Consider the following 26,877-nt stretch of genomic DNA (forward strand, 5'->3'; position numbering starts at 1 on the left):
ATATGTGAATATTATTGTTATCTTTGCAATATGAATTTTGTCGAAATTAATAAAGTATTATCAAATACAACACGGGTTCATATTCTGAAATGGTTAAAGGATCCCGAAAGTAATTTTCCCTCTCATCAGGATATTGACCATTTTAACGATGGGGTCTGCGTAGGATATATTCAAGATAAGGCCGGTTTGTCACAATCTACCATATCTACCTATTTAGCGGCCATGCAAAATGCTAATTTGGTGATTCCGACACGCCATGGAAAATGGACCTATTATAAGAGAAACGAAAAGGTGATCCAGTCTTATATTAAATCACTTCAAAAAGAATTATAAAATTTTTTAAAATCGATACATATCTACATTTAGCGAAATGTAAAAATGACAAACAGTAAAAGAAGAATATATATGAAAACAATAGGATTAATTGGTGGTATGAGTTGGGAATCCTCAAAAGTATATTATGAATACACCAACACCATCATAAGGGAACATCTTGGAGGTTCACATTCTGCCAAAAGCATTATGAGTTCTGTTAATTATGCCGAAATAGAAAAATTGACCTTTGACGGCAATTGGGACAGCATAGGAGACCTTATGGAAGACCAAGCACGGAAATTGGAGAAGGCCGGAGCCGATATGATTTTGCTCTGTACTAATACCATTCACCTGATAAGCGATCGGATCACAAACGCTGCGAACATTCCTTTCTTGCATATTGCAGATGCAACGGGCGAGGCCATCCAAGCTGAAGGATTGAAAAAAGTAGCCTTGCTGGGAACCAAATTCACCATGGAAAAAGATTTTTACACCCAAAAATTACAAACGACCTACGGTCTTGAAGTGGTCATCCCCAACCCCGAAGAACGACAAACCATACACAATATCATTTATAACGAATTGGTGAAGGGAATCTTCTCGGAAACTTCCAAAACCAAATACTTGGAAATCATCAAGAACATGGAAAAACTAGGTGTAGATGGCATTATTGCGGGCTGTACGGAAATTCCATTACTGGTCTCCCAAAACGATGTTGACCTACCCCTGTTCAACACCACCAAAATACATGCAACTAAAGCCGTGCATTTTGCATTGGGCAAATAAAATACATATGAAAATACTCATTATTGGTGGGAACGGAACCATAGGAAAAGCCGTCACGGCCCACTTAGGAAAAAACAATGAAGTAATCGTTGCCGGTAGAAGTAGCGGAGCTATTTCTGTTGACATTACCGATAGCCCTTCCATAAAAAATATGTTTGAACAGTTGGTCAAAAAACTAGATGCTATCATATGTATTGCAGGTGAAGCCAAATGGGACGATTTTGATACGCTTTCGGAAGAAGATTATTACATTGGGCTTAAAAGTAAGCTTATGGGGCAGGTAAATTTGGTGCGTATAGGCCGTGATTATTTAAGGGAAAACGGAACCATAACCTTGTCTACCGGAATTTTGGCAGATCATCCTGTAATAAAAACCGCTAGTGCTGCCATGGTGAATGGCGCAATTCATAGCTTTGTAAAAGCAGTGGCGTTAGAATTGGAAAACGGAATCAAGATAAACGCAGTTTCTTCTGGTTTGGTAGAAGATGCGTATGAAAAATACAAGGATTATTTTGTAGGTCATGTTCCCGTGCCCATGCAAAAAGTTGTGACTGGCTATATGGAAAGTGTTATGGGAAACGAAACCGGAAGAATTATCAAAATTTATGGTTAATACAAATTTGAAATAGATGAAAAAAATATACCATTTAAGTAGCTGTACCACCTGCCAAAGAATCATCAAGGAACTGGAACTGCCGGAAGATTTTGAGCTTCAGGACATCAAATCGGAAGCCATTACGGAAGACCAGTTGAAAGAAATGCGTTCTTTATCGGATAGCTATGAATCATTATTTAGTAGACGGGCCATGCTTTTTAGACAAAGGGGACTCCACGATCAAGAATTGGGAGAAGAAGATTATAAAAGACTTATTCTTGACCACTACACCTTTTTAAAAAGACCGGTCATATTGTTCAACAATCAACAATTCATTGGGAACAGTAAAAAAACCGTAGCAGCGGCCAAAGAAGCTATTCACGGATGAGCAAAAGAACCTTGGCCCTGTTGGCCGCAATAGGTGCTACCACTATATACGGACTAAACCACACCGTTGCCAAAGGCGTTATGCCCATGTACGTGAAACCGTTCGGGTTTATTATGCTCCGGGTCATAGGTGCTGCCCTGTTATTTTGGTCGATTTCTTTTTTTGGACCTAAAGAGCGTATTGAAAAGAGAGATTATCCACGACTGTTTCTCACGGCTGTCTTGGGGATGGGCATAAACATGTTGGTATTCTTTAAAGGACTACAACTTTCCACACCTATTAACAGTTCCGTTTTAGTGACCACTACGCCTATCATTGTTTTATTGCTATCTGCCATTGCCCTAAAAGAAAAAATATCCAATAGAAAGATATTGGGAATTACTATTGGACTTATAGGCGCTATTGGACTTATCCTGTTTGGAACCGAAATAAGACAAGATGCTCCCAATATTCCATTGGGTAATTTTTTAGTATTGATGAATTCCGTTTTTTATGGTTCCTACCTTATCGTTGCCAAAACACTGATTAAAAAATACCATCCGTTTACCTTTATGAAGTGGCTTTTTACTTTAGGCATATTTCTTTGTCTTCCATTTGGCTATACCGAGTTGCTTGAAATGGACTATACCAATTTGCCAACGGATATTATTCTGAGTATTCTTTTTGTAGTCGTTGGCACGACTTTCTGTACATATCTATTCAATATTTTTGCACTCACCCAATTGAAAGCCTCTACCGTGAGTGCTTTTGTTTACCTACAGCCGCTCATTGGTATTTCATACGCGTTGGTCACTGGTCAGGATACTTTGACTACCGTAAAGATAATGGCAGCGTGTCTGGTCATCCTTGGGGTGTATCTGGCCAGTAGAAAACCTATCAAAAAACAGCGCGCGTCTAAGCTATCAGATTCTTAGGGGCCTTGGCAAATTTCCTCGTATCCTCTTTAGTCAAAATGCGAAATCCTTCCGGCTTTTCTACTTTGTTGAATGCCTCCAGAAATTCATCGGGAAGTCCCGTCAGCTTCCTCGTTTTTAAATCCATCCAAGCACCCATCATTTCGCAACGGGCAACATTTTCGCCTTTGTGATTGTAGAAATCGTGGTGAAATTCAAAGAATTTACCATCTTCGCTCATCCCCGTTACTTTTAAAGAAACTTGTACTGGACGACCTGGAAAAACTTCCTTGAAGTAATAAATATGCTCATGAAAAACCACAGGACCTATCTCATGTCGCGCCATACTTTTATGGTCAAAACCTAATCCCATCAAAAAAGCCATTCTTGTGTGGCTCATGAAATTTACGTATGCAGAATTGGCCAAATGTCGGTTGGCATCTACATCACTCCACCTAATTTCAAATTCTTTTAAATACATCTTATTTATGTTATGCATGCATAATAGTTATAAAAATACCATAGTTTTGGAAAAGGAATACTGAACAATCTTATTTATCTGTAAATTTAATATTCAAAAATATACTCCATGAGCCAAAAACCCACATTTATCAAAGACCTTTCGTTACCTGCCGTTGCAGCACCAATGTTCTTAATTTCAGGTCCTCAACTGGTCATAGAATGTTGTAAAAATGGAATAGTCGGTACATTTCCAGCGTTAAACCAACGTACCAGCGAAGGTTTTGAAGAGTGGCTCATCGAGATAAAAACAGCTCTGTCAACCTTTGAGGAGGAAACAGGCAAAAAGGCTGCTCCGTTTGGTGTAAACCTTATTGTACACCCTACCAACCCTAGATTGGAGGCAGATGTAAAACTATGTGTAAAGCACGAAGTGCCTTTGGTCATTACCTCGCTCGGAGCAGTTTCTATGGTGGTAGATGCCATTCATAGCTATGGAGGCATTGTATTTCATGATATCATCAAAAAGCGCCATGCGGAAAAAGCGGCGGAGGCCGGTGTAGACGGACTCATTCTTGTAGCCGCCGGTGCAGGCGGCCACGCGGGAACCATAAACCCGATGACACTCGTTGCCGAAATTAAAAAGTTTTTTCACAAAACTATCTTGCTGTCGGGCTGTATCAGTACCGGAAGGGATATTGCTTCTGCCATACAAATGGGTGCTGATCTAGCCTATATGGGAACCCGATTTATTAATACCGATGAAAGCAAGGCCACACCGGAATATCGGCAAATGATCATTGATGCAGGAGCGAGCGATGTAGTTTATACCGCTGCCATTTCTGGAGTCCATGCCAATTTCTTGGGCGCCAGTCTTAAAGCGGCAGGAATTACCGAGGAAGACTTAAAAAAAGACACAAAAATAGATTTTGGTAAAGAACTGGATACCGAGGCCAAAGCGTGGAAGACCATTTGGTCCGCCGGACAGGGTGCTGCAATGATCGACGATTCCAAACCTGTATCCGAGTTAATTTCCGACCTAAAATCCGAATTTAGAACAGCTATAGAAGAGCAGGTAAAAGTATTGGAAACCTACCCTAAATAAGAAATAAGTCTTTAAAACGAATCCCGAAAATGTATATTGGCATTTTCAATTTCTATGATTATGCCCAATACAAAATATCCTGTTCAGGTTTATACTGATTCAGCATTTCTAAGCTCCCCTAAAAACTGATGTACCTGGCTGATGGCCATAGAACCTTCTCCAACGGCCGAGGCTACCCGTTTTACCGAACCTTTTCGTACATCGCCTACCGCAAAAAAACCTGGAATACTGGTTTCCAAAGATTGTGGTTTTCTCTTCTTGAAAATGTTGCATTGGTATAAATCTTTCTCCGCAATTCCGGGTCCCGTGCAAATAAAACCTTTTTCATCTGTTGCAACCAAATCCTTGAGCCATTCCGTTCCGGGTTTTGCACCAATAAAGGTGAACAAGTTTGTAATTGGTTTTTCAGTTTTATGACCTGATTTAGTTTCTAGGATTAACGATTGTAAATAGTGTTCTCCGTGCAATTCCGTCACTTGCGTAAACAAATGCACCATAATGTTCGGGGCAGCTTCAATGCGTTGTACTAGATAATCGCTCATTTTTGCTCCCAAATCACCTCCACGAAGTATGACGTGCACCTCTTTGGCATGATCCGCCAAGAACAATGCCGCTTGCCCTGCGGAATTACCGCCACCGACCACACCAACAATTTCATCCTTACAAGAAGATGCGTTCATGCCCGTCGCCGAATAATAGACCCCGCTACCTTCGTATTTTTCAATGTTATCCAATGGGAGTTTACTATAACTGGCGCCCGTTGCGGCCATTAACGCTTTTGACTTGATTACTTTGCCATTGGTCGCGCATAAAACAAAATGATCGCCAGCATGCTCAATACTTTGGGCTTTATGGGGAATGGAAATATTGCATCCAAATTTTTGTGCTTGTATATACGCTTTATGTGCTAAATCATTTCCTGAAATCCCGGTAGGAAAACCTAAATAGTTTTCGATTTTAGAACTTTTTCCTGCTTGGCCTCCCGGCGCGTTGCTATCAATAGTAACTACATCCAACCCTTCTGACGCGGCGTAAACACTTGCTGCCAGTCCAGAGGGTCCGGCTCCTATGACCAAAAGGTCAAATACTTTATCCTCAAAATCCATTAAAACCCCTGAGTTTCTAGCTACAGAATCCAATGATGGGTTTTTACAGATTTTGGCATCACTTGTAATCAAAATAGGCAACTCTTCCGTGGAAACATTAAAATTCAACAACAATTTTTTTGCTTCCTCGGAAACATCGACATCTAAAAAATTGTACCATATATGGTTCTTTTCCATAAAATCCCGGATAGCATAAGTCTCCTTTGAATTTCCGGAACCTACCAACTTCATACCTCCCGTAAACTCGTTCAGAACAGTTTGTTGCCTTAATAAAAATGCATTCAACAGTACATCGCTAAGGCCGCTATTTTTAGAAATGGCCCTGCGGAGTTGAAGCGGGGTAAGTCGCAATAAAGTTGCACCAGACTTCGCAATGGCATGGAATTGAGCACTTCTATTGGATAACATCCCACTATCTCCCGAGAACTCATTTTTTTGATGTTCTACTATTATGCGGTTATCGTTGGTAGGGTCTTCAACAGAAATGACGCCTTCCAATACCACAAAAAAATCATATTGCAAATCTCCCAACGAAAATATTCTAGAGTCGTTCCCATACGATTCTATAACACCGTGTTCTTTTAAAATATTGATTTGACCTTGTGTCAATTCTGGAAATCTTGGGTCGCTCATTTTCTAATACCTAGCTATTAATTTATGTTCATAACACCACATCCATTTTTCGTTGGGTTTAGCGGAAATAATCACCGGATGCCCTTTTAGATGAGCATGTTTATTGGCATGCCTGTTTGGAGAACTGTCACAACAAAGTGTTATCCCGCAAGTTTGGCAAGTTCTTAAATGCACCCATGTATCGCCTGTTTTTACACAAAATTCACATTCATGAGTATCTGGTTGTTTTATCTGTGAAACTGCTTCTAGATGTTCACATTTTTTCATTTTCAGTGCCATTCTTAAATGTACAATAAAGTTGATGGTGTTTTTTTAAGCCCATAAAAATTATGAAACTTTTAAGTATTTTTAAAAAATGGTTTTTTGACTATACTTCTTCTAAAAAAACAACTAAAATGTATATAAAACGTAATATTAATTGGGGCATTATCTTCCGTTATGCCTGGAAGAATACTCTTTTTTTTATGCTGTGGGCCACAGCAATTTTCTCAGCTTATTATTTTTTGAATTGGACGCATATCGATATTCCCTTTCAACCCTTGAGCGTGATCGGGATTGCCGTAGCGTTTTATATCGGTTTTAAAAACAGTCAAAGCTATGATCGTTTTTGGGAAGGAAGAAAAATATGGGGCGGCATTGTCAACTACTCCCGCACTTGGGCAAACAACGTGCTAAGTTTTGTTGACGATACCTATGAGACCAAACGAATCCTGATTTATAGGCATATTGCATGGATCAATGCCTTGCGCATCCAATTGCGCCAGCCTACCAGCTTTTCCATAAAAGAGAATAGGGCCGTAGAGCGTATGTTCGACAGGCATAGAGAGCGAAACCCCGTTTGTGCCGACCTTGAATCTTTCATAAGCCCCGAAGAAGAAACCGATCTGCAAAACCGAAAAAACGTGGCTACGCACTTGATTAAAAACCAAGGTTTACATTTAAAGCAACTCTTGGCAGACGATAAAATAACAGAGTTTGATAAACAGGTTTTCCACAATAATCTAGAAGAACTTTACAACCTTCAAGGCAAATGTGAGCGTATAAAAAACACTCCTTTTCCCAGGCAATATGCCTATTTCAGTACTTTATTTACCTGGATTTTTGTTCTATTGCTTCCTTTTGGATTGCTCAATGTTTTTGAGAATCAGGTTTCGCAAATTACGGAACAAACACAATGGTGGTATCTACCGCTGATGATTTTCTTCTCCGTTCTAATCTCTTGGATTTTTACCACCATGGAAAAAATAGGCAGCAATAGCGAAGATCCTTTTGAAGGCCGTATCAACGATGTACCCATGACCGCACTTTGCCGAACCATTGAAATAGATTTGAAAGATATGTTAGATGAAAAAGACTTGCCGGAAAAGACAAAACCACAAGACAACATCCTTTATTGATGCCGATTGTTCCCTCAAATTATAATCCTCCATTTTTATTTAAAAACGGCCATTTTTCAACGATTTATGCCGGGATTCTACGTAAAATTGATGGATTTAAGCAAAAAAGGGAGCGAATTGACTTGCCCGATGGCGACTTTCTAGATCTTGATTGGAGTTTTTCGCATCAAAAAACCACCAAACTGACCATTTTACTCCACGGACTGGAGGGCAATGCTCAACGGCCTTATATTACAGGGAGTGCCAAGCAGTTGAACACCCATAATATTGACGCTTGTGCAGTAAACTTTAGAGGTTGTAGCGGAGAAGTGAACAGACTATATAGTTCCTATCATTCCGGTGCTACCGAAGATTTGGCCGCGGTCATTGAACATATTCTTTCCTTAAAAAAATATGAGGAAATCTATCTCAAAGGGTTTAGCCTTGGCGGAAATCTTATTTTAAAATATTTAGGGGAAGACAGAAGCATATCACCAAACATAAAAATGGCCGTTACGGTCTCTGTTCCCTGCAATTTATACAATTCATTAAAGGCTCTTTTAACGCCAAAGAATAAACTCTATTCTAATCGGTTTAAAAAACACTTGATAGCCAAGTTAAAACTGAAACAAAACGTATTCCCAGATTTGCTTTCCGATAGCGACTTGAAAAAAATCATCACGCTAAAAGATTTTGACGATATCTATACCAGCCGTGCACATGGCTTTGTAGATGCCTTGGACTATTATGCCAAATGTAGTTGTCTGCAATTTTTACCCAATATTCAAATTCCCACATTGATTATTAACGCTAAAAATGATTCTTTTCTTGGACCGGAATGCTACCCTTACGCAGCGGCGGAACAAAACCCTAACCTGTATTTGGAAGTTCCTAAATATGGCGGCCACGTCGGGTTTTATGGAAAAAACAATGTTACGTATTCTGAAAGGCGAGCTGTGGCGTTTTTTTCCCATGATAAGTCCTAACCAATTACATTATTCATATGTATTGTAAAATAATTGGACTACTACTATACTAAATTAACGGACAATAAATAAAATTCCTATATTAGTCTTTTGAATAAATGATTGCTTAATCAGCATAAAAATCCCTTGAAAATGCGAAAAATAGTTGCCTTTTTAGCCCTAGGAAGTTTAATTGTGAGTTGTGGCGAAAAAAAAGAAAAGAAAGACGGTTTTGAAATGAACCGAACCAAAAAAGAGGTCAAAGCTACGGAAACATCGGAAGGTGTCCCTGTTGATCTGGACAACAAAGGTGTAGGCCCTATCAAAAATGTGGAGTTCAATGATGAAATTGATCAAGAAATGGCTGCTGCCGGGGAGATAAAATTTCAGGCTATTTGTACTGCATGTCATATGGCAGAACAGCGCATGATAGGTCCCGCGCTAAAAGGGGTTTATGAGCGTAGAAGTCCGGAATGGGTGATGAACATGATTTTGAATCCTGATGGTATGTTAAAGGAAGATCCTATTGCAAAAGCCTTGTTGAAAGAATATAACAATGCTATTATGCTCAATCAAAATTTGACCGAGGAAGAAGCAAGAAATGTAGCGGAGTACCTGCGTACTTTATAATATAAGTTTTTCGAAAAAGCTTCAATGCTGTTACCCTTGCAGGGATAACAGCATTTTTTTTAGATACAATTCCCAATTTTATAAAAAAGAGAATTTCAAAAACTAAAATAATTGATGTAATTTAATTGATATGTTAGCCCCAAAATCATGAAAAAACTACTTCTTCTAAGTATGGTATTGTTTGCGCTGAACGCGGCAGGACAAGAAACCCAAAAATTTTATTCGGTTGAAAAAGATGCGGTAATCTCAAGTGAATTCAAGCAAGTTAAGGAAACAGTGAAGCTAAATTATACTGATGAAAAGAACAGCATTGCCGGTGTAAGCTCCATTATTTTGGGAACCGTCGCAGGCGAACTCGTTCCGCGTTTGGTCAAACAAATAGGAACATGGGTCTACAATCCGGAAAACTATATTTCAGAACACGGTGCTGCTTATCATTTTGAAAAGAATAAGATTATGGACTTATCGTCCGTAAAGAATTTTGCCGTACTCCAAACGGGGACCAAGGAAATCAATAGTGAAGAAATCATTTCCAAATTTATATTTTCAATTACAAATATTAACGAAGGAGATAAGACCCTAACAGGGTATAAAGTCATTGCCTTAAGTGCCTATGAACTGAATTTTACCCAAGCCAGGTTAAAAAATAATGGGAAGGACATTCATGTAGTATTGGAACCTATTATTACGTACTACGATAAACAGCATCAAAAGAAAGAACTTATATTAAAATCGATACGCCTTTCTAAAATAGTTCCCGGCAAAAGTGTGGAAGTTTTGGAGGAAAAAGAGCTTAATTATCAGATTATACCGCCGCATTTATTCATAGAATCAATAGCAGTAAGAATCACAGAGGTGAATAATAGAAAAAAAGATTGGGATGCTTTTCTAACGTTGTATAATACCCAGGAAGGCAAAATCAGTGAGTTTATTATAGGTAAACTTACCCAATAACAGGAACTGAATTATGGCGAATCCAAAAAACAAGAACGGTATCTCCAATAAAATGCAAACTACGCTTGAAAAAGTAAACCATTTTGCCAAAGTGGAACGTTTTATAGCGGTAACCCTGACACTTACGCCATTAGTGCTTTATTTGGCCGATTTCGGTTTTGAACGAAAGTTTCGCACAAGCATCAGCGACTACGCCTTTATGTGCGACAGTTATTGGTTCGGTAGCCTTTTGGCACTAGCCGGTGCGCTCTTCATTTTTAATGGTGCGCAGCATATGAGCCTCACGGATATTCCCAGTTTGGCTTTTGCCGAAAAACGTTTTGGAAAAGGCTACAATATTATTTTTGGTATAGCACTCTTTGGGGTTATTTATTTTGACCATGAAGATTTTAAGGTCGTACACTATATTTTTGCAGCCGTCTTCTATTTGGGATGTGCGCTCGCAATGCTGCTTACCCGCGAAACCCAATTAAAAAAGACGGGAGACGTTTTGGGCATTCTTACCATACTTTCCCTAGGCTTAAACCTCTTATTGGATTGGATTTTGGGCGAAGACAACAATCCGTTTACCTTGCTTTGGGCAGAATGGCTAGGTCTTATTTTTATTGCGATTTACTTTGTAGCGGAATCCTTTGAACGGGATAAACGCGAACTACAGGAAGGGATAAAAAGCTGCATGTAAGGACTAAGCTCAATTTTTTATTAGCTCGTCTAAAATGTTCCTTACCTTCTCACTGCTCCAATCTACCGCACCTGTTTCTTTAATGACTATTTTACCGGTTCCATCAATTACATAATTGGTCGGGATGCTTTTCGCGTACAGCGCATCTGGTGTTTTCATTCTAGGAAAAAATACGGGCAAATCATATTCTTCTTTTAGCAAAAATGAATTTACGACTTCGGGTTTTTCATGGGTGAGCAATATAAAATCCATTTGTTCGCCATAATCCGAGTATAATTCTTGAATACTTGGTAGTTCTGCAATACAGGGAGGGCACCAAGTGGCCCAATAGCTTAGAAAAACGACCCTTTTCTCCCCAACGGAAATATGCTTATCGTTTCCCTTCAAATCAGTTAATCGATAGGAGAAAGGCTGTATTGATTTTTGCCCATTATCATCTTGCACGGACGGAGACATCACAAAAACTCTCGCCTTATTTATCACCACCATTATGGGTTTTCGCGTTTGTGGTACAATGAGCAGGAGTACAAAAACGCCGAATATGACATCGCTCACTTTGATTTTCTTCTTTTTCATGTATCACAAATTAAGTAATTACCTATGTAAAAAACATCACAAAATATAAAGATTCCAATAGCGATCAGCCTAAATGATTTTGATAAAACAGAAGTCAGTTTTATCATAATTTTACGACCTATTCTACAAACAAAATATTACATTTTACTATGCAAAAAGAAAAAATAAAAGTTGATGTCGTCTCAGATGTAGCATGCCCGTGGTGCTATGTAGGTAAAAAACGACTGGAAAAAGCCTTGGAACAATGGAAAGGTACTCCTGTAGAAGTGGAATGGCACCCTTATCAATTAGATCCCAATATGCCGACCGAAGGCTTGGACAGAACAACTTACTTGACCAATAAATTCGGGGATATGGAGCGCATAAAACCCATGACGGATAGACTTATAGATGCTGGAAAAGACGAAGGCATTACCTTTAACTTTGGCGAAAAATGGTTGGCCGTAAATACGCTCCCATTACATCAATTATTGCATGTGGCGGGTGAAGAAGGTTTTAAAAACGAGCTAAAAGAACGATTCCTAAAAGCATATTTTGATGAAAATCTTCACCTTAATAAAACAGAGGGATTGGTCAGTATTATGAAAGAATTCAATTGGGATGAACAGAAGACCAAAAAAGTGATCCGAGATGAGAATATTGCTTATACCATAAAGCAAGAAATTGCACATTACCAACAACTTGGTGTTACCGGAGTTCCTTTCTTTATCATCAATGACAAATACGGCATTAGCGGCGCGCAGCCCCCAAGTGTATTTTTAGATGCTTTTGCCCAAGTTTCGCCTATTGAAATTATTGCCGAAGGAGACAGTTGCGACCCTTCAGCAGAAAACTGTTAGAGCGTTCTCTAAGAAGCCATATGTTTATGCTCCAACAGCCATTCAAATTCGACATACTTTAAAGCCTTTTCATGGGTAGCTTCCAAAACTACTTCTGGTGCTTTGCCCGCTAAATAGGCTTGTTTCCATCTAGAAGCGCACAAACACCACTTGTCTCCCGGTCGTAGACCCGGAAACTGGTACATTGGGATCGGAGTAGTTAAATCGTTGCCCTGCTCTTTGGTATAGTTTAGAAATGATGCGGTCATAATTGCGCATACTACATGCGTTCCAACATCTTCCGCACCCGTACGGCAAAAACCATCTCTATAAAAACCTGTCTTAGGGGCGTTACAACAAAGTTCTAATTTAGTGCCCAGCACATTTTTTTCCATCGTACTAAATTTTATGTAAAAATACTGGATATCAAGGCTTTTGTAACAAACGGCATATTTTTAGTACTAATAAGAAAAATACACAATTATGGGAGGAGGAGGATTTGCTATGGATGCCGTTAATGTAGTTAGGGCAAACAGGTCATTACTGAAGAAACGGCGCAGTTATAAAAACTTACGTTCTGAATATGAAGGTTATACCCAAAAAACAAAATTAAAATTTAAAGAACTTACTCCCGTTCAACAAGAACTTATAAAAAATGAGATAAGGCTCAAAGCCAAAAAAGACCAAGTATATAATCTCAGAATTAGCATTGTAGCGCTATTGCTACTTCTTGGAGTATTTGGTTTCCTATACTGGAAATATATGGCTTGATCTATTATTTTTTGTCAATACGGTCCACCACAACTTTGTAGGTCGGATCTTCCATTACGTTTACATCAATAATCTCCTCTGCTTTTCCTAATAAGCGAATACAATCTTTACTCAAATGCCTAAGATGTACTTTTTTACCCACCTTGGCATATCGGTCCGTAATTTTGTTCAAGGCTTCAATTCCGGACATGTCCGCTATGCGACTTTCCTGAAAATCGATAATAATTTCATCAGGGTCGTTCTGAACATCAAACTTTTCTCCAAACAAAGTGGTGGAACCAAAGAACAAGGGACCATAGATTTCATAATGTTTCACTCCGTTATCATCTACATATTTTCTAGCGCGAATTCTTTTGGCGTTCTCCCAGGAATAGGCCAAAGCTGAAATAATTACACCCAACAACACGGCAACGGCCAAATTGTGGGTGATGGCAGTAATTAGTGTTACCAATACCATAACAACGACGTCCGATTTTGGCATTTTACCAAAAGTCTTAAAACTGGCCCACTCAAAAGTACCGATAGCAACCATAAACATTAACCCGACCAATGCCGCCATAGGCAAACGTTCAATAAGACTGCTCCCGAACATAATAAATACCAAAAGCATCACCGCAGCCGTAATTCCGGATAACCGTGCCCTTGCACCCGAAGACGTATTGATCAAGCTCTGCCCGATCATGGCACAACCTCCCATTCCGGACAAAAATCCCGAAAGAATATTGGCCGTTCCCTGTGCCACGCATTCTTTATTGCCGCTACCACGGGTATCCGTGATTTCATCAATGATATTCAAGGTCAACAAACTCTCTATCAATCCTACTCCGGCAACAATAGCGGCATACGGAAAAATGATTTTAAAGGTTTGAAACGTCAATGGTATTTGTGGAATGGACAAAGGTGGGAAACCTCCTTTAATACTCTCTCCCTCGCGCATGGTATCGGCTACCGTAAGTGTATCCACACCAAAACTGATAACAATTGCAGAAACCACCACAATAGCGACCAAGGAAGAAGGTACAGCTTTCGTGAGTTTTGGCAATCCCCAAATAATCAACATGGTCAATAGCGTTAAACCCAGCATGATGAAAAAGGGTGAACCACTTAATAATTGGGTAGTTCCCTTTTGATAGAAATTAGGAAATTGCGCCATAAAGATGATAATGGCCAGCCCGTTCACGAAACCGAACATTACCGGATGCGGTACTAAACGAATGAATTTTCCAAGTCTCAGCACTCCTGCCAAGATCTGTAAAATACCTGCAATAATCACCGTAGCAAAAACGTAGTTTAATATGGTTTCCGGTTCAATTCCTGGAAAGTTTCGTTTTAATTCCAAAATCAAGCCCACAAAAATAACCGCAACGGCGCCTGTTGCCCCGGAAATCATTCCTGGGCGTCCTCCCAAAATAGAAGTGACCAAGGCCAAAATAAATGCTGCATATAATCCAGTCAAAGGAGAAAAACCCGGAATCAAAGCAAAAGCAATGGCCTCTGGAACCAAAGCTAGAGCCACCGTAAGACCGGAAAGAATTTCCGTCTTGTAATCTACTTTTTGTTTGAAATCGAATAAATTAAAATACTTGCGCACGCCTCTAGATTTTAAGGGCGCAAAAATACAATTATTAGCTTTCTTAGTTCCCTATTGTAGTTTTTATATACCATTATCAATCTATTTTTAATAACTTGATATAAAAGAGACTGATAATCTATCAAATTACAAATACAATTCTATGAAAATCAACTTCTTAAAAATTATATTTGTGCTGGCACCATTACTTTCATTTGGTCAAGAACAAAACAAAAAAGAAAATTATTTTATTGCCCTTTATACCGTAGGTGACGGCTGGGATATTAATAAACAACCGAACGAACAGCCCTATTTTAAAGAACATTCCAATCATCTAGATCAATTACGAAAAGACAATACTATTGTGATTGGAGCTAGGTATAGCGATACCGGTATGATTGTTATAAAGGCAACGGATTTTGATATGGCAAAGAACATTTTATTGAACGACATAGCGGTAAAAAATAATTTATTCCATGTAGAAATACAGCCTTTTTCACCTTTCTATAAAGGCTGTTTAGAATAGTTTGAAGAGGTGTGCCTCCGGAATACTTTATAAAACTGTCATCTATTCTTTATACACTTTACGGGAAATTAAAAACCGCCCCGAATAAAATCCAAAGCGGTTTTCCAACTAAACAACCAAACTAAAATTTGTTATTTTCTTCTCCGTTTTACATCCATTTTGGGATTGGAAGATTTTGTTCTTTTTCTTGCTTCCGTTCCCTTTCCGGTTTTTAAATACTGCTGATAACCCCTTCCCTTGAATTCATATACGGTTTCGCTATCAGGATGATATAATTCAATGGTACTATCATTGATTACATATAACTCAAAGTAGTCATCTCCCAAAAAATCATAATCCAAGGTTATCGTTTTTAACGTATTATCGCCAGCAATATCATACACTTGATAGTTTCCCTCAAAGTCCCACTGCAATCGACTTATAGGTGTTCCCACAGCATCTACGGAAGACCTGAAGAAAGAGGGTAAAAACTGTAAAAAGTTTTCGTCATCAAAATCGTTTATGGCTCCTGTTTCACTTGTATAGATTTTCTCCCAAGAATCGTATTCCTGTATAAAATAATTGATATTGTCATAGAAAACCTGATCATAATCAAAGTTATTTCTTTGGTATCCCCTTAAAAAATAGGAGGTGTCCGAACTTGCATCATATAATTCTATAGTAGCACCATCAACCGCATAAACTTCTAACAACCACTTGCCATCCACATCATGGTCGATTTCAACAACACCCCTTAATGTATTATAAAATCCAACATCGATTCCGAAACCGTTACCCGTCTTCCCAATACCTACAATATTGTTATTCGCCAAAAATGTTCCATTATCAAAAGAGACGGTAAAAGCGCGTTGTAAGAAAGGTACCTCGCCGTTGCCCCGTGTCTCGTTAATGTCTACATACCATAAATCATAGCCCTGTAGCACACGGTCCGTATTAAAGGCAGATTCTTCAATAAACTCGTCCTCTACAATAACTTCTGCATAACAAGAAACCAGAAGCGTGGCCAATAATACGTATCCCAAAAGTAATTTTATAGTTCTCATAGTGCTATGGTTTTTAATTCCCTATACCTAAAACAAGCACCATGCCAATATTTTTAAGTTGCTGATAATCAATGTTCAATCTCTTTATTTTATTTTGGTAATTTTGAATTCTCGAAGAAACGTTAACCTATTTTATAAAAAAATCCAAAAACCTCTTTTGGAGGATACCCATAACTAATGAGCGATACATCAAAATTTGCCGTGCTAGGAGGTGGAAGTTGGGCAACGGCCATTGTGAAAATGCTTTGTGAAAATCAGGATACTGTAGGCTGGTATATGCGAAATTCCGATGCCGTCGCTTATATTAAAAAGGAAAAGCACAATCCCAATTACCTCACTGCGGTGGAGTTTCATACCGAACAGTTGCACTTAACGGATGACATCAACGAAATTATACGTTCTTCGGATGTACTCATTTTTGCTATTCCATCCGCCTTTTTGGAAAGCGAGTTACAAAAACTATCCATTTCTTTAAAGGATAAAATTATCTTTTCGGCCATAAAGGGCATCGTCCCTGAATCCGGATTGATAGTCGGTGAGCACTTTCACGATACCTATAAAATCCCCTTCGAGAACATAGGGGTAATTACCGGACCTTGCCATGCGGAAGAAGTGGCTCTGGAACGCCTGTCCTATCTGACCATTGCCTGTGCTGACCAAGAAAAAGCAAAATTAGTGGCCAAGAATCTTAATAGCGATTATATCAAAACCAAAATATCGGACGATATTATCGGAACGGAATATGCCGCAATGCTAAAGAACATCTATGCACTGGCTGCAGGAATCTATCACGGGTTAGGGTATGGAGATAATTTTCAAAGTGTACTGATGAGCAATGCTATTCGTGAAATGAAACGGTATATAAAACGGGTTCACAAAATGAAGCGCAATATTAATAATTCTGCTTATTTAGGGGATTTATTGGTCACGGGCTATTCCACTTTTAGCCGTAACCGTATGTTCGGCAATATGATCGGGAAAGGATATACGGTCAAAAGTGCCCAAATGGAAATGAAGATGATCGCGGAGGGATACTATGCGGCCAAAACCGCCTATGAGCAAAAATCAAACTTCAACAAAAAAGTTCAAACTCCAATCATAGATGCCGTCTATAAGGTTTTATATGAAGGCCAAAACACTAGGCGGATCTTTAAGGAATTGACGAATAGGTTGGATTAAAGAAAGTTTCCTTTATTTTAGAGTATATCAATCAGGTTACTATATGCGTAAATGTATTCTAATTTTTTTCTCTCTCTTACTTTGTAATTGTTCTGAGCCAGTTTATAAAACAGTAGATGGTATTCTAGAAGTTCCTGAAAATCGAGAAAATCCAAATTCTCGAACCCTCAATTTAGTCTATAAAGTTTTAAAGGCCAAAACACTAGATTCATTAAAAGCACCTATTGTTTTTTTACAGGGTGGCCCGGGAGCTTCGACTTTGATAATGGAAGAGTTTTGGAAAAATAATCCACTGAGAAATAATAGGGATATTATTCTAATGGATCAGCGTGGAACAGGAGAGTCTCAAGCAAACTGTGTAAATCTCGGAAAGTCTATGTTCAATCTTATGAAACAAGATGTTGATGGAGAAGGTGAATATGACGCATTAAAAAAGTTATTAGCTGAGTGCAAAAAAACAATGAATCAAAAAGGAGTTGACTTCGCTGGATATAGCAGTAAAGAAAATGCAGCAGATTTCGAAGATTTACGAAAGGTATTAGGTTATAAAGAATGGAATCTTTTTGGTAGTTCTTATGGGTCTCGATTAGGACTAACTATAATGCGTGATTATCCAAAGAATATACGAAGCGCTGTACTTTCAGCCATCGTTGCTCCAGAAACAGATTTCTTAGAAGGTTCTATCCAAAACTTTGAAACCTCACTTTTTTCTGTTTTTGAACGTTGTAACGAAAATAAGGCGTGTAATAGAAAATTTCCTGAATTAAAGCAACGCTTAATCATGGTCTTGAAAAAATTAAATTCTGAGCCTTTACGTTTTGACTATGATGGCAAACCTTTCGTGCTTAACTCTCAAGATGCTTTATTTATAATCTTTGTATCACTATATAACCGGTATAGTATTGGCAATATTCCTTTACTCATAGAAGCCTTTGAAAAGGGTGAAATCGAACATCTTAAGAATGCAATAAAAAGTGTTGAATATTTATATAACCTAGTGAATTGGCCCATGAACTATTCTCTAACAGCTTATGAAGAATTGCCTTTTAATGACCATACAACAATCGAACGGTCTTTAGAACTATCTGAATTTGGTATTGGACTGGCTTCTTATAATTCAGGACTAGAATTATTGGAGAATTGGCATTCTTTTAGGGCACCGGACTCAGAAGATGAACCTATAATTTCTGAAATCCCAACTTTAATGACTAGCGGAGGTCTAGATCATGTAACTCCAATTAAATATGCCCGAGAGGCCATAGAACATTTAAAAAATGGCTATGAACTGATATTTTTAGATGAAGCACATGATCATTATAATTCTTGTTTTTTTCAAATCGCTGAAGATTTTCTCAACAATCCTGATCAAAAACCAAATACCGATTGCAGCAATGAAAGAAACCCAATTGAATGGAACCTAAACTAAACCCGATTCATCGAAAAATTAGAATGCTCTTCTAACTCCTTATTTAGTTCTTCTCTCCATGCAAGTAACTGGATTTCATCAGCTCCACATTTGCTATTAAACTCTGCTAAAATCGGCTCCATATAATTACGGACACCATCAATGTCAAAATAAAGCCTTCCAGTTCTACGGATAAAGAAATCCATAGGATTTTGCACCATTTCATGGGCAATCCCAAACTCGAGCTCCGCTAAAACCAAACGGGTAGCATTGTCCTTTTCTTTTCTATTTTGATAGTATCCTAGAATGGTTTCCGTTTGTTTTCCATAATTGGTTACCAAAAACCAAGCATCGTACTCTGAAAATCCGTCATCTTTAAGGCACTCATAAATTTCTGTAATATATTTTTTAACGTGTTTGAACTTTTTAAAATCATTACCGCACAATGGAATAGTATCCGTAGTACATTTCTTGGTTTTCAATTTAAAATCTTCTTCCATCTTTTTGGCAATGCGGTCCACTACACGCTCGGACATCTTACGATATCCTGTAAGTTTCCCCCCGGCAATGCTGATGAGTCCCGTATCCGAAGTGAAAATTTCATCTTTTCGGGACAGTTCGGAAGCAGATTTTCCTTCTTCGTGAATAAGGGGCCTTAACCCTGCCCATGAAGAAATAATATCCTCCATTTCCAAATTGATGGAAGGGAACATATTGTTTACGGCAGAAATCAAATAGATCGCATCCGCCACATCGGTCTGGACTTTATCCTTATTATCATTATAATTGGTGTCCGTAGTGCCTATATATGTAATCTTACCGCGAGGAATGGCGAACATCATACGGCCATCAGGAATATCAAAATAAACGGATTGTTTCACCGGAAGTTTTTCATGCGGGAATACCAAATGTACACCTTTCGTCAAATGGAGGCGTTTCCCTTTCTTGGAATTGTTGAGCCCTCTCAACTCATCTACCCATGGTCCCGCGGCACTGATCACGTATTTAGAATTTATATTGAATTCTTTTCCGGATATCCCATCTTTTACGGTCACACCGGCAATCTTTTCATTATTGTACAGGAATTCGGTCACGGCGGCATAGTTTATTGCCATAGCCCCAAATCGTAAGCTGGTTTTTATGTTCTCTATGGTGAGCCTCGCATCATCGGTACGGTATTCGGCATAATACCCAGCTCCCTTTAATATTTTCTTTGGCAGCAAAGGCTCAAGCTTCATGGCCTCTTTTTTCTCTAACATCTTCCGTTTATCGTCACCAGTTACTTCGGCCAAAATATCATACACCTTGAGACCTATGGAGGTTAGCCATTTCCCATAGGAACCGTTTTCTATGAGTGGCAACAACATCTTTTCGGGCAGTACCAAATGGGGAGCCAATTTATGTACTATAGCTCTTTCCGAACCCACTTCCTTCACCAGCCAAAAATCAAACTGTTTTAAGTACCGAAGTCCTCCATGTATCAATTTGGTGGACTTGCTACTGGTACCCGATGCAAAATCGTTCTTTTCCAACAATGCCACCTTCATTCCGCGAGAAGCGGCATCCAATGCAATTCCGCCTCCCGTAATTCCACCTCCGATAACGACCAGGTCAAACTCTTCGTTGGAAAGTTTCTCGACAATTTTGGTCCTGTCCAGATTTGAAAATCTTATATTTTTACTCATTGATTTCTATTTTATTGCAATTTTTAATCCATCCTACCTCTCAAAAAATAGAATAAATTTACTGAGCCAGTTCGCGAAAACTCAAACTAAAGTCTATTGTTCTTCCCAACCTTTTGTTCTTTCTACCGCCTTTTTCCAATTCTTGTAAAGTCTTTTTCGTTTCACGCGATCAAATGTAGGCTTAAAAATACGGTTCATGGGTCGGTTTTGGTCTACGTCTTCTTGTTTCCATAGTCCAACTTGAATGCCCGCCAAAAAGGCCGCTCCCATAGCTGTGGACTCTATGACTTCCGGTCTGTGCACTTCAGTGTCCAAAATATCTGCCTGAAACTGCATTAAGTGATCATTGGCACAAGCGCCACCATCCACTCGAAGATTTTTTAACTGTATTCCGCTATCATCTTCCATCGCTTTTAAAATATCCTTGGTTTGATAGGCCAAAGACTCTAGTGTAGCTTTTGCCAAATGCGCCTTGCCTGTATCACGTGTGAGTCCAAAAATGGCGCCGCGTGCGTACATATCCCAATAGGGTGCTCCTAGCCCTGCAAAAGCCGGAACGACGTAAACGGAACTTTCACCTTCAACGGAATCTGCCAAGGCCTGTGTTTCTTTTGCATCCTTTATCAGTTCCAAACCATCACGCAACCATTGTATGGCCGCGCCCGCTATAAAAATACTCCCTTCTAGCGCGTAATGCACTTTGCCGTCCAAGCCATAAGCTATGGTCGTTAGGAGTCCATTTTTGGAAAACTGGGGCTTCTCGCCTGTGTTCATCAGCATAAAGCAACCTGTACCATAAGTGTTTTTGGCCGTTCCTTTTTTAAAACAAGCTTGACCGAACAAAGCCGCTTGCTGATCTCCCGCAATGCCCGAGATAGGGATGCTGGTTCCATCCAATTCATAATTTCCAAAATGATATGCCGAAGGTTTCACCTCGGGCAACATGGTTTTGGGAATTCCTAAGGCACCTAACATTCTATCGTCCCATTTAAGGTTTACGATGTCATATATTAAAGTTCTGGAGGCGTTGGTATAATCGGTAATATGATTCTTTTCCGAGGACATGTTCCACACCAACCAAGAATCTATAGTTCCCATGAGGAGTTCTCCACTATCCGCTTTTGCTCTGGCTCCGTCAACATTATCCAGTATCCATTTTACTTTTGTTCCAGCAAAATAGGAATCTATAACGAGTCCCGTAGTAGTACGAACATGCTCCGTAAGCCCCTCTTTTTTTAAATTTTCACAAATATCCGCAGTTCTTTTATCCTGCCAGACAATTGCGTTATAAACGGGTTTTCCCGTAGCTTTTTCCCAAACTACCGTGGTTTCCCGCTGGTTGGTAATGCCTATGGCTTTAATATCCTTCGGGGAAATAGCATTGTCCTCAATTAATTTTTTGAGTACTCCCAGTTGGGTTTCCAAAATCTCCATTGGGTCGTGTTCCACCCAACCCGATTTTGGAAAAATCTGCTTGAATTCCTGTTGTACCATCCCCTGTATTTTTCCTTTTTCATCAACCAATAAGGCTCTGGAGCTCGTAGTACCTTGATCTAATGCAATAATATAATTTCCCATGACGATATTTTAATTACAACGAGTTACACGAATAGCACAGTGTAGCATAGTTTTAGTAAATATACTGGGATTAAATCAGTTTTACAACCCGATAATTATAAGGTAACGTTTGCGTAGGATAATTTTATTTTTCCAAGCATGAATAGGTCTCATCAATCTTGAAAACAATTCACATTTGACTTATCTGAAACACCAAATGTACTAATGCATATACTATTAAGCCTATAATGAAGTTGGTCCATCTCTTTTTTTCACGAATGATAAAACCTTTAAACTCTGTAGCGTTGTTTTTGTAATCTTCAAAAAAAGCAAGGAGTATTGGAGCGAAAAAGATAATCGGAATTAATAGCGCAAAATAGCCCATATTCTATTTTATAAAACCTTTTTCTATAAAATAATCTACAATGGCTTGTTTCATTAGAACCGATTGTTCTCCGGCTTTTAAGGGCGGCAGCGCTTCCTTTATTTTGTAGTGTGGCCAACCTTCCTCATCAAAAAAACTGAATTCATAATAGCCATAGGGTTCCAAAAGTCTACAAATGGCTATATGCATAAGGTTGACTTTCTCGTCTTTCTTATACTTTTTATGATATTGTCCGAGCTCCTGAACCCCTACCAAATAAATAATAGCGTCCAGTTCCAAAGGATCTCCATCTGAAAATTTGGATGAAAGCCTACTCACCAAAATATCCCATCTTTCCTTTAAAATTGTATCTCTGGACATCTAACTTGTTTCTCCTTTAACTATATTAAAAGTAAAGGTACTAATCAAAATTCTATATTTGTTAAAATGAGAATCCTATGAGTTTTCTGGATATTATATTGGGGCTTCTTCTTATTTGGGGACTTTGGAAAGGTCTTAAAAATGGATTATTCGTTGAAATTGCATCACTGGTTGCATTGATAGCGGGTATTTATGGCACGATTCATTTCTCCTACATCACGAGAGATTACCTTTCAACCAAAATGGATTGGAATGAAAATTACATACACATTGCCGCTTTTATCATCACCTTTATATTAATTGTTCTAGTAGTACAATTAGCGGGCAGATTTCTGACCAAAATTGTCGATTTTGCAATGTTGGGCCTACTAAATAAAATTCTGGGAGGGCTATTTGGAATGCTCAAAGTTGCCGTGATTATCGGGGCATTACTCATTTTCTTTGAAAACGTGAACGATAAAATAAACCTCGTGGACGATGATACCAAAAACGAATCGGTTTTATACCGACCTATATATCAAATCGGAGCTTTTATTTTTGATGCCGTTCTACGGTCCAGTGACGAGGAGGTGGCTATTTTACAAAAGTAGTTTCACTACATTTCCAAACGGTTTATCGAAAAAAAAATATATTAACATTTAGAGACATCTTTTTTCAGTATTATTACTGTGTTGATACCCCACATCAGCAGAGAACACAAATTACCTCATCTTATATTTACCTACTTTTTGTTTTGAGCAACCTGCTTGCTGAATAGAACACAATATGAAAATGAGATTGCTCCGTGCTATCCCAGTTTTGTTGGTATTCGTTTTTTCATGTACCAGCGAAACATTAGAGGAAGCACCGGCCGTTATTTCGGCCGAAAACAATGTTCCCTTAGAACAGGAACTTCTAAAATTAGTCAACGACCATAGGGTTGGTCTGGATGTGAACGTCTTACAGTTCAGTGAGATTGCCTATAAGTATGCCAATGATCATAATGAGTATATGATTGCAAAAGGGAGTCTTAGTCATGACAATTTTAGCTCACGGGCTTCTAAAATAGATTCTGAAGAGACTGTGGAGATGGTTGCCGAAAACGTAGCAAAGGATTATATCAATGCGCAAGACGCGTTCAATGGATGGTATGACAGTTCCAGTCACAGGAAGACCATGGAAGGTGATTTTACGCACACCGCAGTTAGTATAAAAATAGCTCCGGACGGTAAATACTATTTTACACAGATCTTCTACAAAAAATAATTTAAAAGAAGTATTTCTCTTCACACTAAAAAGTGTTGGTCCATAAGGTTACATCTATATTAAACTTGTGCAAAATTAAAAGTGCTCCTACGTACTATAAAATGTCTTTTCTTACTGATGGGCTTTCATGACAATCAGATTTAGCTCATATGCTTTATTTAAAGATTTTAGAAGCAAGAGAAGTGCCGGGACAGTCGACTCAGTTCCCGTCAAAACCTCAAGATTTCATCATTATTTTAAATGAAGGTTTAGGTTGATAATGATGGGTCCGAAGAGCTTTCGGTTATAACTGTAGGCTTTTTATTGCGGATGTATAATTATCTTTTCTAACTTTAATAGATTCATTAATCAGTTTTATTCAAATACTATGCTTCTTATCCTCGCAAAGATTATTACAATACTCGTAGCACTAATGCATCTTTATTTTATGTGGTTGGAAATGTTTGCGTGGACCACCAGAGGGAAAAAGATTTTTAGGAACTTCCCACCGGAATTGTTTGAACCTACCAAAAGCATGGCCGCCAATCAAGGATTGTACAATGGTTTTCTCTCGGCCGGACTCATTTGGTCCCTTTTTATTCAGAATTCTATATGGGCCACTAATATTTCTATTTTCTTTTTGGGTTGTGTTCTTGTAGCCGGCATTTATGGTGGTATTTCAGTATCCAAGAAAATTTTCTTCATACAGGGAATTCCAGCAGCTATTGGTTTAGTACTGTGGATAACATTGTGGTTTGCCTCAAGCTAATTCAATCTATAATTAGGAATATTATTCTTTGTATTTTTGTAAAAATCTAACAATACACACTTAAAAAGTTATAAAAATGTCCAAAATAGCAACAACATTTGGTATTGCAGAAGCTTTGAAAACACTTGGAATTCAAGATATTAATGATGGAACCTCAACAGGTTCCTATAATTTTTCGTCTGGTGAAATCATTGCCTCCTACTCTCCGGTCGATGGTGCGTTGATAGCCAAGGTCAAAACTACCACCAAGGCGGATTACGAAACAGTAATGACTTCTGCTTCAAAGGCTTTTGGTTCGTGGCGAAAAAAACCGGCTCCTCAAAGGGGGGAAATCGTAAGGCAGTTTGGAGATAAATTACGAGAACTTAAAGAGCCGTTAGGAAAGTTGGTATCCTATGAAATGGGCAAAAGCTATCAGGAAGGTTTGGGCGAGGTTCAGGAAATGATAGACATCTGTGATTTTGCAGTTGGGCTGTCCAGACAGCTACACGGTCTTACCATGCATTCCGAAAGACCTGGGCACCGCATGTACGAGCAATACCACCCGCTGGGAGTCGTGGGCATTATTTCCGCCTTTAATTTCCCTGTGGCCGTTTGGGCATGGAATACTGCTTTGGCATGGGTGTGCGGGGACGTCTGTGTTTGGAAACCTTCGGAAAAAACACCCTTATGCGGTATTGCCTGTCAAAATATAGCCGCCGCTGTTTTAAAGGCGAACAACTTATCGGAAGGGATTTCCTGTTTGATCAATGGCGACTATAGAGTTGGGGAAATGATGACACAGGACAATCGTATTCCATTGATATCCGCTACGGGTTCCATTCGTATGGGAAAAATTGTTGCACAGGCCGTAGCGGCCAGATTGGGAAAATCATTATTGGAGTTAGGGGGCAACAATGCCATTATCGTTACTCCGGATGCCGATATAAAAATGACTATCATCGGAGCTGTTTTTGGGGCCGTGGGTACCGCAGGGCAACGTTGCACATCAACAAGACGGTTGATTATACATGAATCTATTTATGACAAAGTAAAAAATGCCTTGGTATCCGCTTACGGACAATTACGCATTGGAAATCCCTTGGACGAGAACAATCATGTAGGGCCTTTAATCGATATTGATGCTGTAGATAGTTACAAAAAAGCAATCGAAAAGGTAGTTGCCGAGGGAGGAAAGCTTATCGTCAAGGGCGGTGTTTTAGAAGGTGATGGATATGAAAGTGGCTGTTATGTAAAGCCTGCCATTGCCGAAGCTAAAAATGATTTTGAAATCGTACAGCATGAAACCTTCGCCCCGGTGCTTTACCTTTTAAAATATTCAGGTGAAGTGGAAAATGCCATCGCCATACAAAATGGGGTAGTACAGGGTTTATCTTCTGCCATCATGACCAATAATTTAAGGGAAGCGGAACGTTTTCTTTCTGCTGCTGGGAGCGATTGCGGTATTGCCAATGTCAACATCGGGACATCCGGTGCAGAAATTGGAGGTGCCTTTGGTGGTGAAAAAGAGACTGGAGGTGGTAGGGAAAGTGGTTCGGATGCTTGGAAAATCTATATGAGAAGGCAAACGAACACCATTAACTACACCACGGAATTGCCTTTAGCACAGGGTATTAAGTTCGATTTGTAAAAACCAAATCTTTTCTATGCGGGATTGTGGTCGGTAGGATTAGGACTCCACCTACCTTTTAAAAGTGTTTGGGTTCCTAGGACCATTATCATACATATGAACTTAAAAAAATTGATCAGTTTCTTTTTTGCTTTTTTCACAAGTGTACAAAATTTGGTAAAAAGTTACTTTTTGATACATTAATACTTAATCACTTCTGTACGAATTGGAGCAAAAGTTGTGTAAATAACATTTAGTTATCATTAGTCTTACAGAAAAAGCCCCGACTAAACCCATAGTCTGGGGCTTTCTCTAAACCAACTAACTCAAAAAATATAGATGACCCTAACCCAATGCCGGAACTTAGTCGGGAGTGATAGGGTGTTTTCTAATTTCTATTGCAAGGTCTAAATAAAATGGATTTTTTTAAAGCGATATTATGTCCGTTTGGGAACTCCGTGTACGAATGGACGAAAATCGAGTATAAATGGAAAAAACGCTTTCTCTTGATTC

General features: G+C 38.9%; 30 protein-coding genes. 20 read left to right on the forward strand and 10 right to left on the reverse strand.

What is annotated here, in order from left to right; genetic code table 11:
- The first annotated feature begins 30 nt into the window (after positions 1-30).
- From ACKWBX_RS13645 to ACKWBX_RS13665, 5 genes are all read left to right on the forward strand, one after another.
- The gene (locus ACKWBX_RS13645; RefSeq protein WP_413969259.1) at positions 31-333 is read left to right on the forward strand and encodes an ArsR/SmtB family transcription factor; all 303 of its coding nucleotides are present in this window, start codon (positions 31-33) and stop codon (positions 331-333) included.
- A 72-nt stretch (positions 334-405) separates the two neighbouring features.
- Positions 406-1,101 (forward strand): aspartate/glutamate racemase family protein, encoded by a 696-nt coding sequence (locus tag ACKWBX_RS13650; RefSeq protein WP_413969260.1) that lies wholly within the window; start codon positions 406-408, stop codon positions 1,099-1,101.
- Between the two features lie 7 nt (positions 1,102-1,108).
- Positions 1,109-1,714 carry a short chain dehydrogenase gene (locus tag ACKWBX_RS13655; RefSeq protein WP_413969261.1) on the forward strand — a complete coding sequence of 202 codons (606 nt, stop codon included), beginning with the start codon at positions 1,109-1,111 and terminating at the stop codon, positions 1,712-1,714.
- A 16-nt stretch (positions 1,715-1,730) separates the two neighbouring features.
- A complete protein-coding gene (locus ACKWBX_RS13660; protein WP_413969262.1) occupies positions 1,731-2,084 on the forward strand; it encodes an arsenate reductase family protein in 354 nt (117 codons plus the stop codon).
- Positions 2,081-2,998 (forward strand): DMT family transporter, encoded by a 918-nt coding sequence (locus ACKWBX_RS13665; protein WP_413969263.1) that lies wholly within the window; start codon positions 2,081-2,083, stop codon positions 2,996-2,998. Before ACKWBX_RS13660 ends, ACKWBX_RS13665 begins: the two co-directional genes overlap by 4 nt.
- Here ACKWBX_RS13665 and ACKWBX_RS13670 read toward each other — a convergent pair.
- A complete protein-coding gene (locus ACKWBX_RS13670) occupies positions 2,979-3,458 on the reverse strand; it encodes an acyl-CoA thioesterase (protein WP_413969448.1) in 480 nt (159 codons plus the stop codon). The genes ACKWBX_RS13665 and ACKWBX_RS13670 overlap by 20 nt on opposite strands.
- Positions 3,459-3,566: 108 nt before the next feature.
- Here ACKWBX_RS13670 and ACKWBX_RS13675 point away from each other — a divergent pair, with 108 nt between their 5' ends.
- A complete protein-coding gene (locus ACKWBX_RS13675) occupies positions 3,567-4,541 on the forward strand; it encodes an NAD(P)H-dependent flavin oxidoreductase (RefSeq protein WP_413969264.1) in 975 nt (324 codons plus the stop codon).
- Between the two features lie 89 nt (positions 4,542-4,630).
- Here the strand turns inward: ACKWBX_RS13675 and ACKWBX_RS13680 are convergent, their stop codons facing one another.
- Together ACKWBX_RS13680 and ACKWBX_RS13685 are read right to left on the reverse strand one after the other, a co-directional pair.
- A complete protein-coding gene (locus ACKWBX_RS13680) occupies positions 4,631-6,280 on the reverse strand; it encodes an FAD-dependent oxidoreductase (RefSeq protein ID WP_413969265.1) in 1,650 nt (549 codons plus the stop codon).
- Between the two features lie 3 nt (positions 6,281-6,283).
- Positions 6,284-6,559, reverse strand: a complete 276-nt coding sequence (locus ACKWBX_RS13685) for a UBP-type zinc finger domain-containing protein (RefSeq protein WP_413969266.1) — start codon at positions 6,557-6,559, stop codon at positions 6,284-6,286.
- 116 nt (positions 6,560-6,675) lie between these two features.
- Between ACKWBX_RS13685 and ACKWBX_RS13690 the strand changes: the two genes are divergently transcribed.
- The 5 genes from ACKWBX_RS13690 (at position 6,676) to ACKWBX_RS13710 (ending at position 10,887) form a co-directional block, all read left to right on the forward strand.
- The gene (locus tag ACKWBX_RS13690; RefSeq protein ID WP_413969267.1) at positions 6,676-7,677 is read left to right on the forward strand and encodes a bestrophin family protein; all 1,002 of its coding nucleotides are present in this window, start codon (positions 6,676-6,678) and stop codon (positions 7,675-7,677) included.
- Positions 7,677-8,642 (forward strand): YheT family hydrolase, encoded by a 966-nt coding sequence (locus tag ACKWBX_RS13695; protein WP_413969268.1) that lies wholly within the window; start codon positions 7,677-7,679, stop codon positions 8,640-8,642. The genes ACKWBX_RS13690 and ACKWBX_RS13695 overlap by 1 nt, the downstream gene beginning before the upstream one ends.
- Before the next feature lie 132 nt (positions 8,643-8,774).
- Complete coding sequence (locus ACKWBX_RS13700) at positions 8,775-9,251, forward strand: c-type cytochrome (protein ID WP_413969269.1); 477 nt, start codon at positions 8,775-8,777, stop codon at positions 9,249-9,251.
- 147 nt (positions 9,252-9,398) lie between these two features.
- Positions 9,399-10,205 (forward strand): hypothetical protein, encoded by an 807-nt coding sequence (locus ACKWBX_RS13705; RefSeq protein WP_413969270.1) that lies wholly within the window; start codon positions 9,399-9,401, stop codon positions 10,203-10,205.
- Positions 10,206-10,218: 13 nt separating this feature from the next.
- Positions 10,219-10,887: a DUF7103 family protein gene (locus ACKWBX_RS13710; protein WP_413969271.1), complete on the forward strand. Its 669-nt coding sequence runs from the start codon at positions 10,219-10,221 to the stop codon at positions 10,885-10,887.
- 9 nt (positions 10,888-10,896) lie between these two features.
- On the opposite strand, the gene ACKWBX_RS13715 is transcribed toward ACKWBX_RS13710, so the two are convergent.
- Positions 10,897-11,463, reverse strand: a complete 567-nt coding sequence (locus ACKWBX_RS13715) for a TlpA family protein disulfide reductase (RefSeq protein ID WP_413969272.1) — start codon at positions 11,461-11,463, stop codon at positions 10,897-10,899.
- A gap of 149 nt (positions 11,464-11,612) precedes the next feature.
- Between ACKWBX_RS13715 and ACKWBX_RS13720 the strand changes: the two genes are divergently transcribed.
- Positions 11,613-12,302, forward strand: coding sequence for a DsbA family oxidoreductase (locus ACKWBX_RS13720; RefSeq protein ID WP_413969273.1), 690 nt, complete (start codon positions 11,613-11,615; stop codon positions 12,300-12,302).
- An 8-nt stretch (positions 12,303-12,310) separates the two neighbouring features.
- Here the strand turns inward: ACKWBX_RS13720 and ACKWBX_RS13725 are convergent, their stop codons facing one another.
- Positions 12,311-12,676, reverse strand: a complete 366-nt coding sequence (locus tag ACKWBX_RS13725) for a DUF2237 family protein (protein ID WP_413969274.1) — start codon at positions 12,674-12,676, stop codon at positions 12,311-12,313.
- A gap of 88 nt (positions 12,677-12,764) precedes the next feature.
- Here ACKWBX_RS13725 and ACKWBX_RS13730 point away from each other — a divergent pair, with 88 nt between their 5' ends.
- Positions 12,765-13,052 (forward strand): hypothetical protein, encoded by a 288-nt coding sequence (locus tag ACKWBX_RS13730; RefSeq protein ID WP_413969275.1) that lies wholly within the window; start codon positions 12,765-12,767, stop codon positions 13,050-13,052.
- Between the two features lie 4 nt (positions 13,053-13,056).
- On the opposite strand, the gene ACKWBX_RS13735 is transcribed toward ACKWBX_RS13730, so the two are convergent.
- Positions 13,057-14,643, reverse strand: coding sequence for a SulP family inorganic anion transporter (locus ACKWBX_RS13735; RefSeq protein WP_413969276.1), 1,587 nt, complete (start codon positions 14,641-14,643; stop codon positions 13,057-13,059).
- Positions 14,644-14,785: 142 nt separating this feature from the next.
- On the opposite strand from ACKWBX_RS13735, the gene ACKWBX_RS13740 reads away from it, so the two are divergent.
- Positions 14,786-15,148 carry a YciI family protein gene (locus tag ACKWBX_RS13740; protein ID WP_413969277.1) on the forward strand — a complete coding sequence of 121 codons (363 nt, stop codon included), beginning with the start codon at positions 14,786-14,788 and terminating at the stop codon, positions 15,146-15,148.
- A gap of 131 nt (positions 15,149-15,279) precedes the next feature.
- Here the strand turns inward: ACKWBX_RS13740 and ACKWBX_RS13745 are convergent, their stop codons facing one another.
- Positions 15,280-16,191, reverse strand: a complete 912-nt coding sequence (locus ACKWBX_RS13745; RefSeq protein WP_413969278.1) for a nicotinic acid mononucleotide adenyltransferase — start codon at positions 16,189-16,191, stop codon at positions 15,280-15,282.
- A 177-nt stretch (positions 16,192-16,368) separates the two neighbouring features.
- On the opposite strand from ACKWBX_RS13745, the gene ACKWBX_RS13750 reads away from it, so the two are divergent.
- Positions 16,369-17,370 (forward strand): NAD(P)H-dependent glycerol-3-phosphate dehydrogenase, encoded by a 1,002-nt coding sequence (locus ACKWBX_RS13750; protein WP_413969279.1) that lies wholly within the window; start codon positions 16,369-16,371, stop codon positions 17,368-17,370.
- A gap of 43 nt (positions 17,371-17,413) precedes the next feature.
- Positions 17,414-18,796, forward strand: a complete 1,383-nt coding sequence (locus ACKWBX_RS13755; protein WP_413969280.1) for an alpha/beta fold hydrolase — start codon at positions 17,414-17,416, stop codon at positions 18,794-18,796.
- Here the strand turns inward: ACKWBX_RS13755 and ACKWBX_RS13760 are convergent.
- The 3 genes from ACKWBX_RS13760 to ACKWBX_RS13770 form a co-directional block, all read right to left on the reverse strand.
- Positions 18,793-20,460 (reverse strand): glycerol-3-phosphate dehydrogenase/oxidase, encoded by a 1,668-nt coding sequence (locus tag ACKWBX_RS13760; protein ID WP_413969281.1) that lies wholly within the window; start codon positions 20,458-20,460, stop codon positions 18,793-18,795. The genes ACKWBX_RS13755 and ACKWBX_RS13760 overlap by 4 nt on opposite strands.
- 93 nt (positions 20,461-20,553) lie before the next feature.
- The gene (gene glpK / locus ACKWBX_RS13765; protein WP_413969282.1) at positions 20,554-22,038 is read right to left on the reverse strand and encodes a glycerol kinase GlpK; all 1,485 of its coding nucleotides are present in this window, start codon (positions 22,036-22,038) and stop codon (positions 20,554-20,556) included.
- Positions 22,039-22,405: 367 nt separating this feature from the next.
- Positions 22,406-22,762, reverse strand: coding sequence for a hypothetical protein (locus ACKWBX_RS13770; RefSeq protein ID WP_413969283.1), 357 nt, complete (start codon positions 22,760-22,762; stop codon positions 22,406-22,408).
- Positions 22,763-22,839: 77 nt separating this feature from the next.
- On the opposite strand from ACKWBX_RS13770, the gene ACKWBX_RS13775 reads away from it, so the two are divergent.
- From ACKWBX_RS13775 to amaB, 4 genes are all read left to right on the forward strand, one after another.
- Complete coding sequence (locus ACKWBX_RS13775; RefSeq protein ID WP_413969284.1) at positions 22,840-23,352, forward strand: CvpA family protein; 513 nt, start codon at positions 22,840-22,842, stop codon at positions 23,350-23,352.
- Positions 23,353-23,533: 181 nt separating this feature from the next.
- Positions 23,534-24,007, forward strand: coding sequence for a CAP domain-containing protein (locus ACKWBX_RS13780; RefSeq protein WP_413969285.1), 474 nt, complete (start codon positions 23,534-23,536; stop codon positions 24,005-24,007).
- Between the two features lie 367 nt (positions 24,008-24,374).
- Entirely contained in the window at positions 24,375-24,755 is a 381-nt protein-coding gene (locus ACKWBX_RS13785; RefSeq protein ID WP_413969286.1) for a DUF1304 domain-containing protein, read from the forward strand.
- Between the two features lie 76 nt (positions 24,756-24,831).
- Positions 24,832-26,385, forward strand: a complete 1,554-nt coding sequence (amaB, locus tag ACKWBX_RS13790; protein ID WP_413969287.1) for an L-piperidine-6-carboxylate dehydrogenase — start codon at positions 24,832-24,834, stop codon at positions 26,383-26,385.
- The last annotated feature ends 492 nt before the right edge of the window (positions 26,386-26,877 follow it).

The sequence above is a fragment of the Maribacter algae genome, from assembly GCF_047345745.1.
GTDB lineage: Bacteria > Bacteroidota > Bacteroidia > Flavobacteriales > Flavobacteriaceae > Maribacter.

Bases quoted from the DNA above. Each gene is read 5' to 3' on its own strand.
- ACKWBX_RS13775 (WP_413969284.1), top strand. From the start codon at position 22,840: ATGAGTTTTCTGGATATTATATTGGGGCTTCTTCTTATTTGGGGACTT.
- ACKWBX_RS13745 (WP_413969278.1), bottom strand. From the start codon at position 16,191: ATGAGAACTATAAAATTACTTTTGGGATACGTATTATTGGCCACGCTT.
- ACKWBX_RS13750 (WP_413969279.1), top strand. From the start codon at position 16,369: ATGAGCGATACATCAAAATTTGCCGTGCTAGGAGGTGGAAGTTGGGCA.
- ACKWBX_RS13785 (WP_413969286.1), top strand. From the start codon at position 24,375: ATGCTTCTTATCCTCGCAAAGATTATTACAATACTCGTAGCACTAATG.
- ACKWBX_RS13705 (WP_413969270.1), top strand. From the start codon at position 9,399: ATGAAAAAACTACTTCTTCTAAGTATGGTATTGTTTGCGCTGAACGCG.
- ACKWBX_RS13740 (WP_413969277.1), top strand. From the start codon at position 14,786: ATGAAAATCAACTTCTTAAAAATTATATTTGTGCTGGCACCATTACTT.
- ACKWBX_RS13670 (WP_413969448.1), bottom strand. From the start codon at position 3,458: ATGTATTTAAAAGAATTTGAAATTAGGTGGAGTGATGTAGATGCCAAC.
- ACKWBX_RS13650 (WP_413969260.1), top strand. From the start codon at position 406: ATGAAAACAATAGGATTAATTGGTGGTATGAGTTGGGAATCCTCAAAA.
- ACKWBX_RS13770 (WP_413969283.1), bottom strand. From the start codon at position 22,762: ATGTCCAGAGATACAATTTTAAAGGAAAGATGGGATATTTTGGTGAGT.
- ACKWBX_RS13725 (WP_413969274.1), bottom strand. From the start codon at position 12,676: ATGGAAAAAAATGTGCTGGGCACTAAATTAGAACTTTGTTGTAACGCC.
- ACKWBX_RS13755 (WP_413969280.1), top strand. From the start codon at position 17,414: ATGCGTAAATGTATTCTAATTTTTTTCTCTCTCTTACTTTGTAATTGT.
- ACKWBX_RS13710 (WP_413969271.1), top strand. From the start codon at position 10,219: ATGGCGAATCCAAAAAACAAGAACGGTATCTCCAATAAAATGCAAACT.
- ACKWBX_RS13760 (WP_413969281.1), bottom strand. From the start codon at position 20,460: ATGAGTAAAAATATAAGATTTTCAAATCTGGACAGGACCAAAATTGTC.
- ACKWBX_RS13695 (WP_413969268.1), top strand. From the start codon at position 7,677: ATGCCGATTGTTCCCTCAAATTATAATCCTCCATTTTTATTTAAAAAC.
- ACKWBX_RS13655 (WP_413969261.1), top strand. From the start codon at position 1,109: ATGAAAATACTCATTATTGGTGGGAACGGAACCATAGGAAAAGCCGTC.
- ACKWBX_RS13715 (WP_413969272.1), bottom strand. From the start codon at position 11,463: ATGAAAAAGAAGAAAATCAAAGTGAGCGATGTCATATTCGGCGTTTTT.
- ACKWBX_RS13685 (WP_413969266.1), bottom strand. From the start codon at position 6,559: ATGGCACTGAAAATGAAAAAATGTGAACATCTAGAAGCAGTTTCACAG.
- ACKWBX_RS13660 (WP_413969262.1), top strand. From the start codon at position 1,731: ATGAAAAAAATATACCATTTAAGTAGCTGTACCACCTGCCAAAGAATC.
- ACKWBX_RS13665 (WP_413969263.1), top strand. From the start codon at position 2,081: ATGAGCAAAAGAACCTTGGCCCTGTTGGCCGCAATAGGTGCTACCACT.
- ACKWBX_RS13730 (WP_413969275.1), top strand. From the start codon at position 12,765: ATGGGAGGAGGAGGATTTGCTATGGATGCCGTTAATGTAGTTAGGGCA.
- ACKWBX_RS13720 (WP_413969273.1), top strand. From the start codon at position 11,613: ATGCAAAAAGAAAAAATAAAAGTTGATGTCGTCTCAGATGTAGCATGC.
- ACKWBX_RS13645 (WP_413969259.1), top strand. From the start codon at position 31: ATGAATTTTGTCGAAATTAATAAAGTATTATCAAATACAACACGGGTT.
- glpK (WP_413969282.1), bottom strand. From the start codon at position 22,038: ATGGGAAATTATATTATTGCATTAGATCAAGGTACTACGAGCTCCAGA.
- ACKWBX_RS13680 (WP_413969265.1), bottom strand. From the start codon at position 6,280: ATGAGCGACCCAAGATTTCCAGAATTGACACAAGGTCAAATCAATATT.
- ACKWBX_RS13675 (WP_413969264.1), top strand. From the start codon at position 3,567: ATGAGCCAAAAACCCACATTTATCAAAGACCTTTCGTTACCTGCCGTT.
- ACKWBX_RS13780 (WP_413969285.1), top strand. From the start codon at position 23,534: ATGAGATTGCTCCGTGCTATCCCAGTTTTGTTGGTATTCGTTTTTTCA.
- ACKWBX_RS13690 (WP_413969267.1), top strand. From the start codon at position 6,676: ATGTATATAAAACGTAATATTAATTGGGGCATTATCTTCCGTTATGCC.
- ACKWBX_RS13700 (WP_413969269.1), top strand. From the start codon at position 8,775: ATGCGAAAAATAGTTGCCTTTTTAGCCCTAGGAAGTTTAATTGTGAGT.
- amaB (WP_413969287.1), top strand. From the start codon at position 24,832: ATGTCCAAAATAGCAACAACATTTGGTATTGCAGAAGCTTTGAAAACA.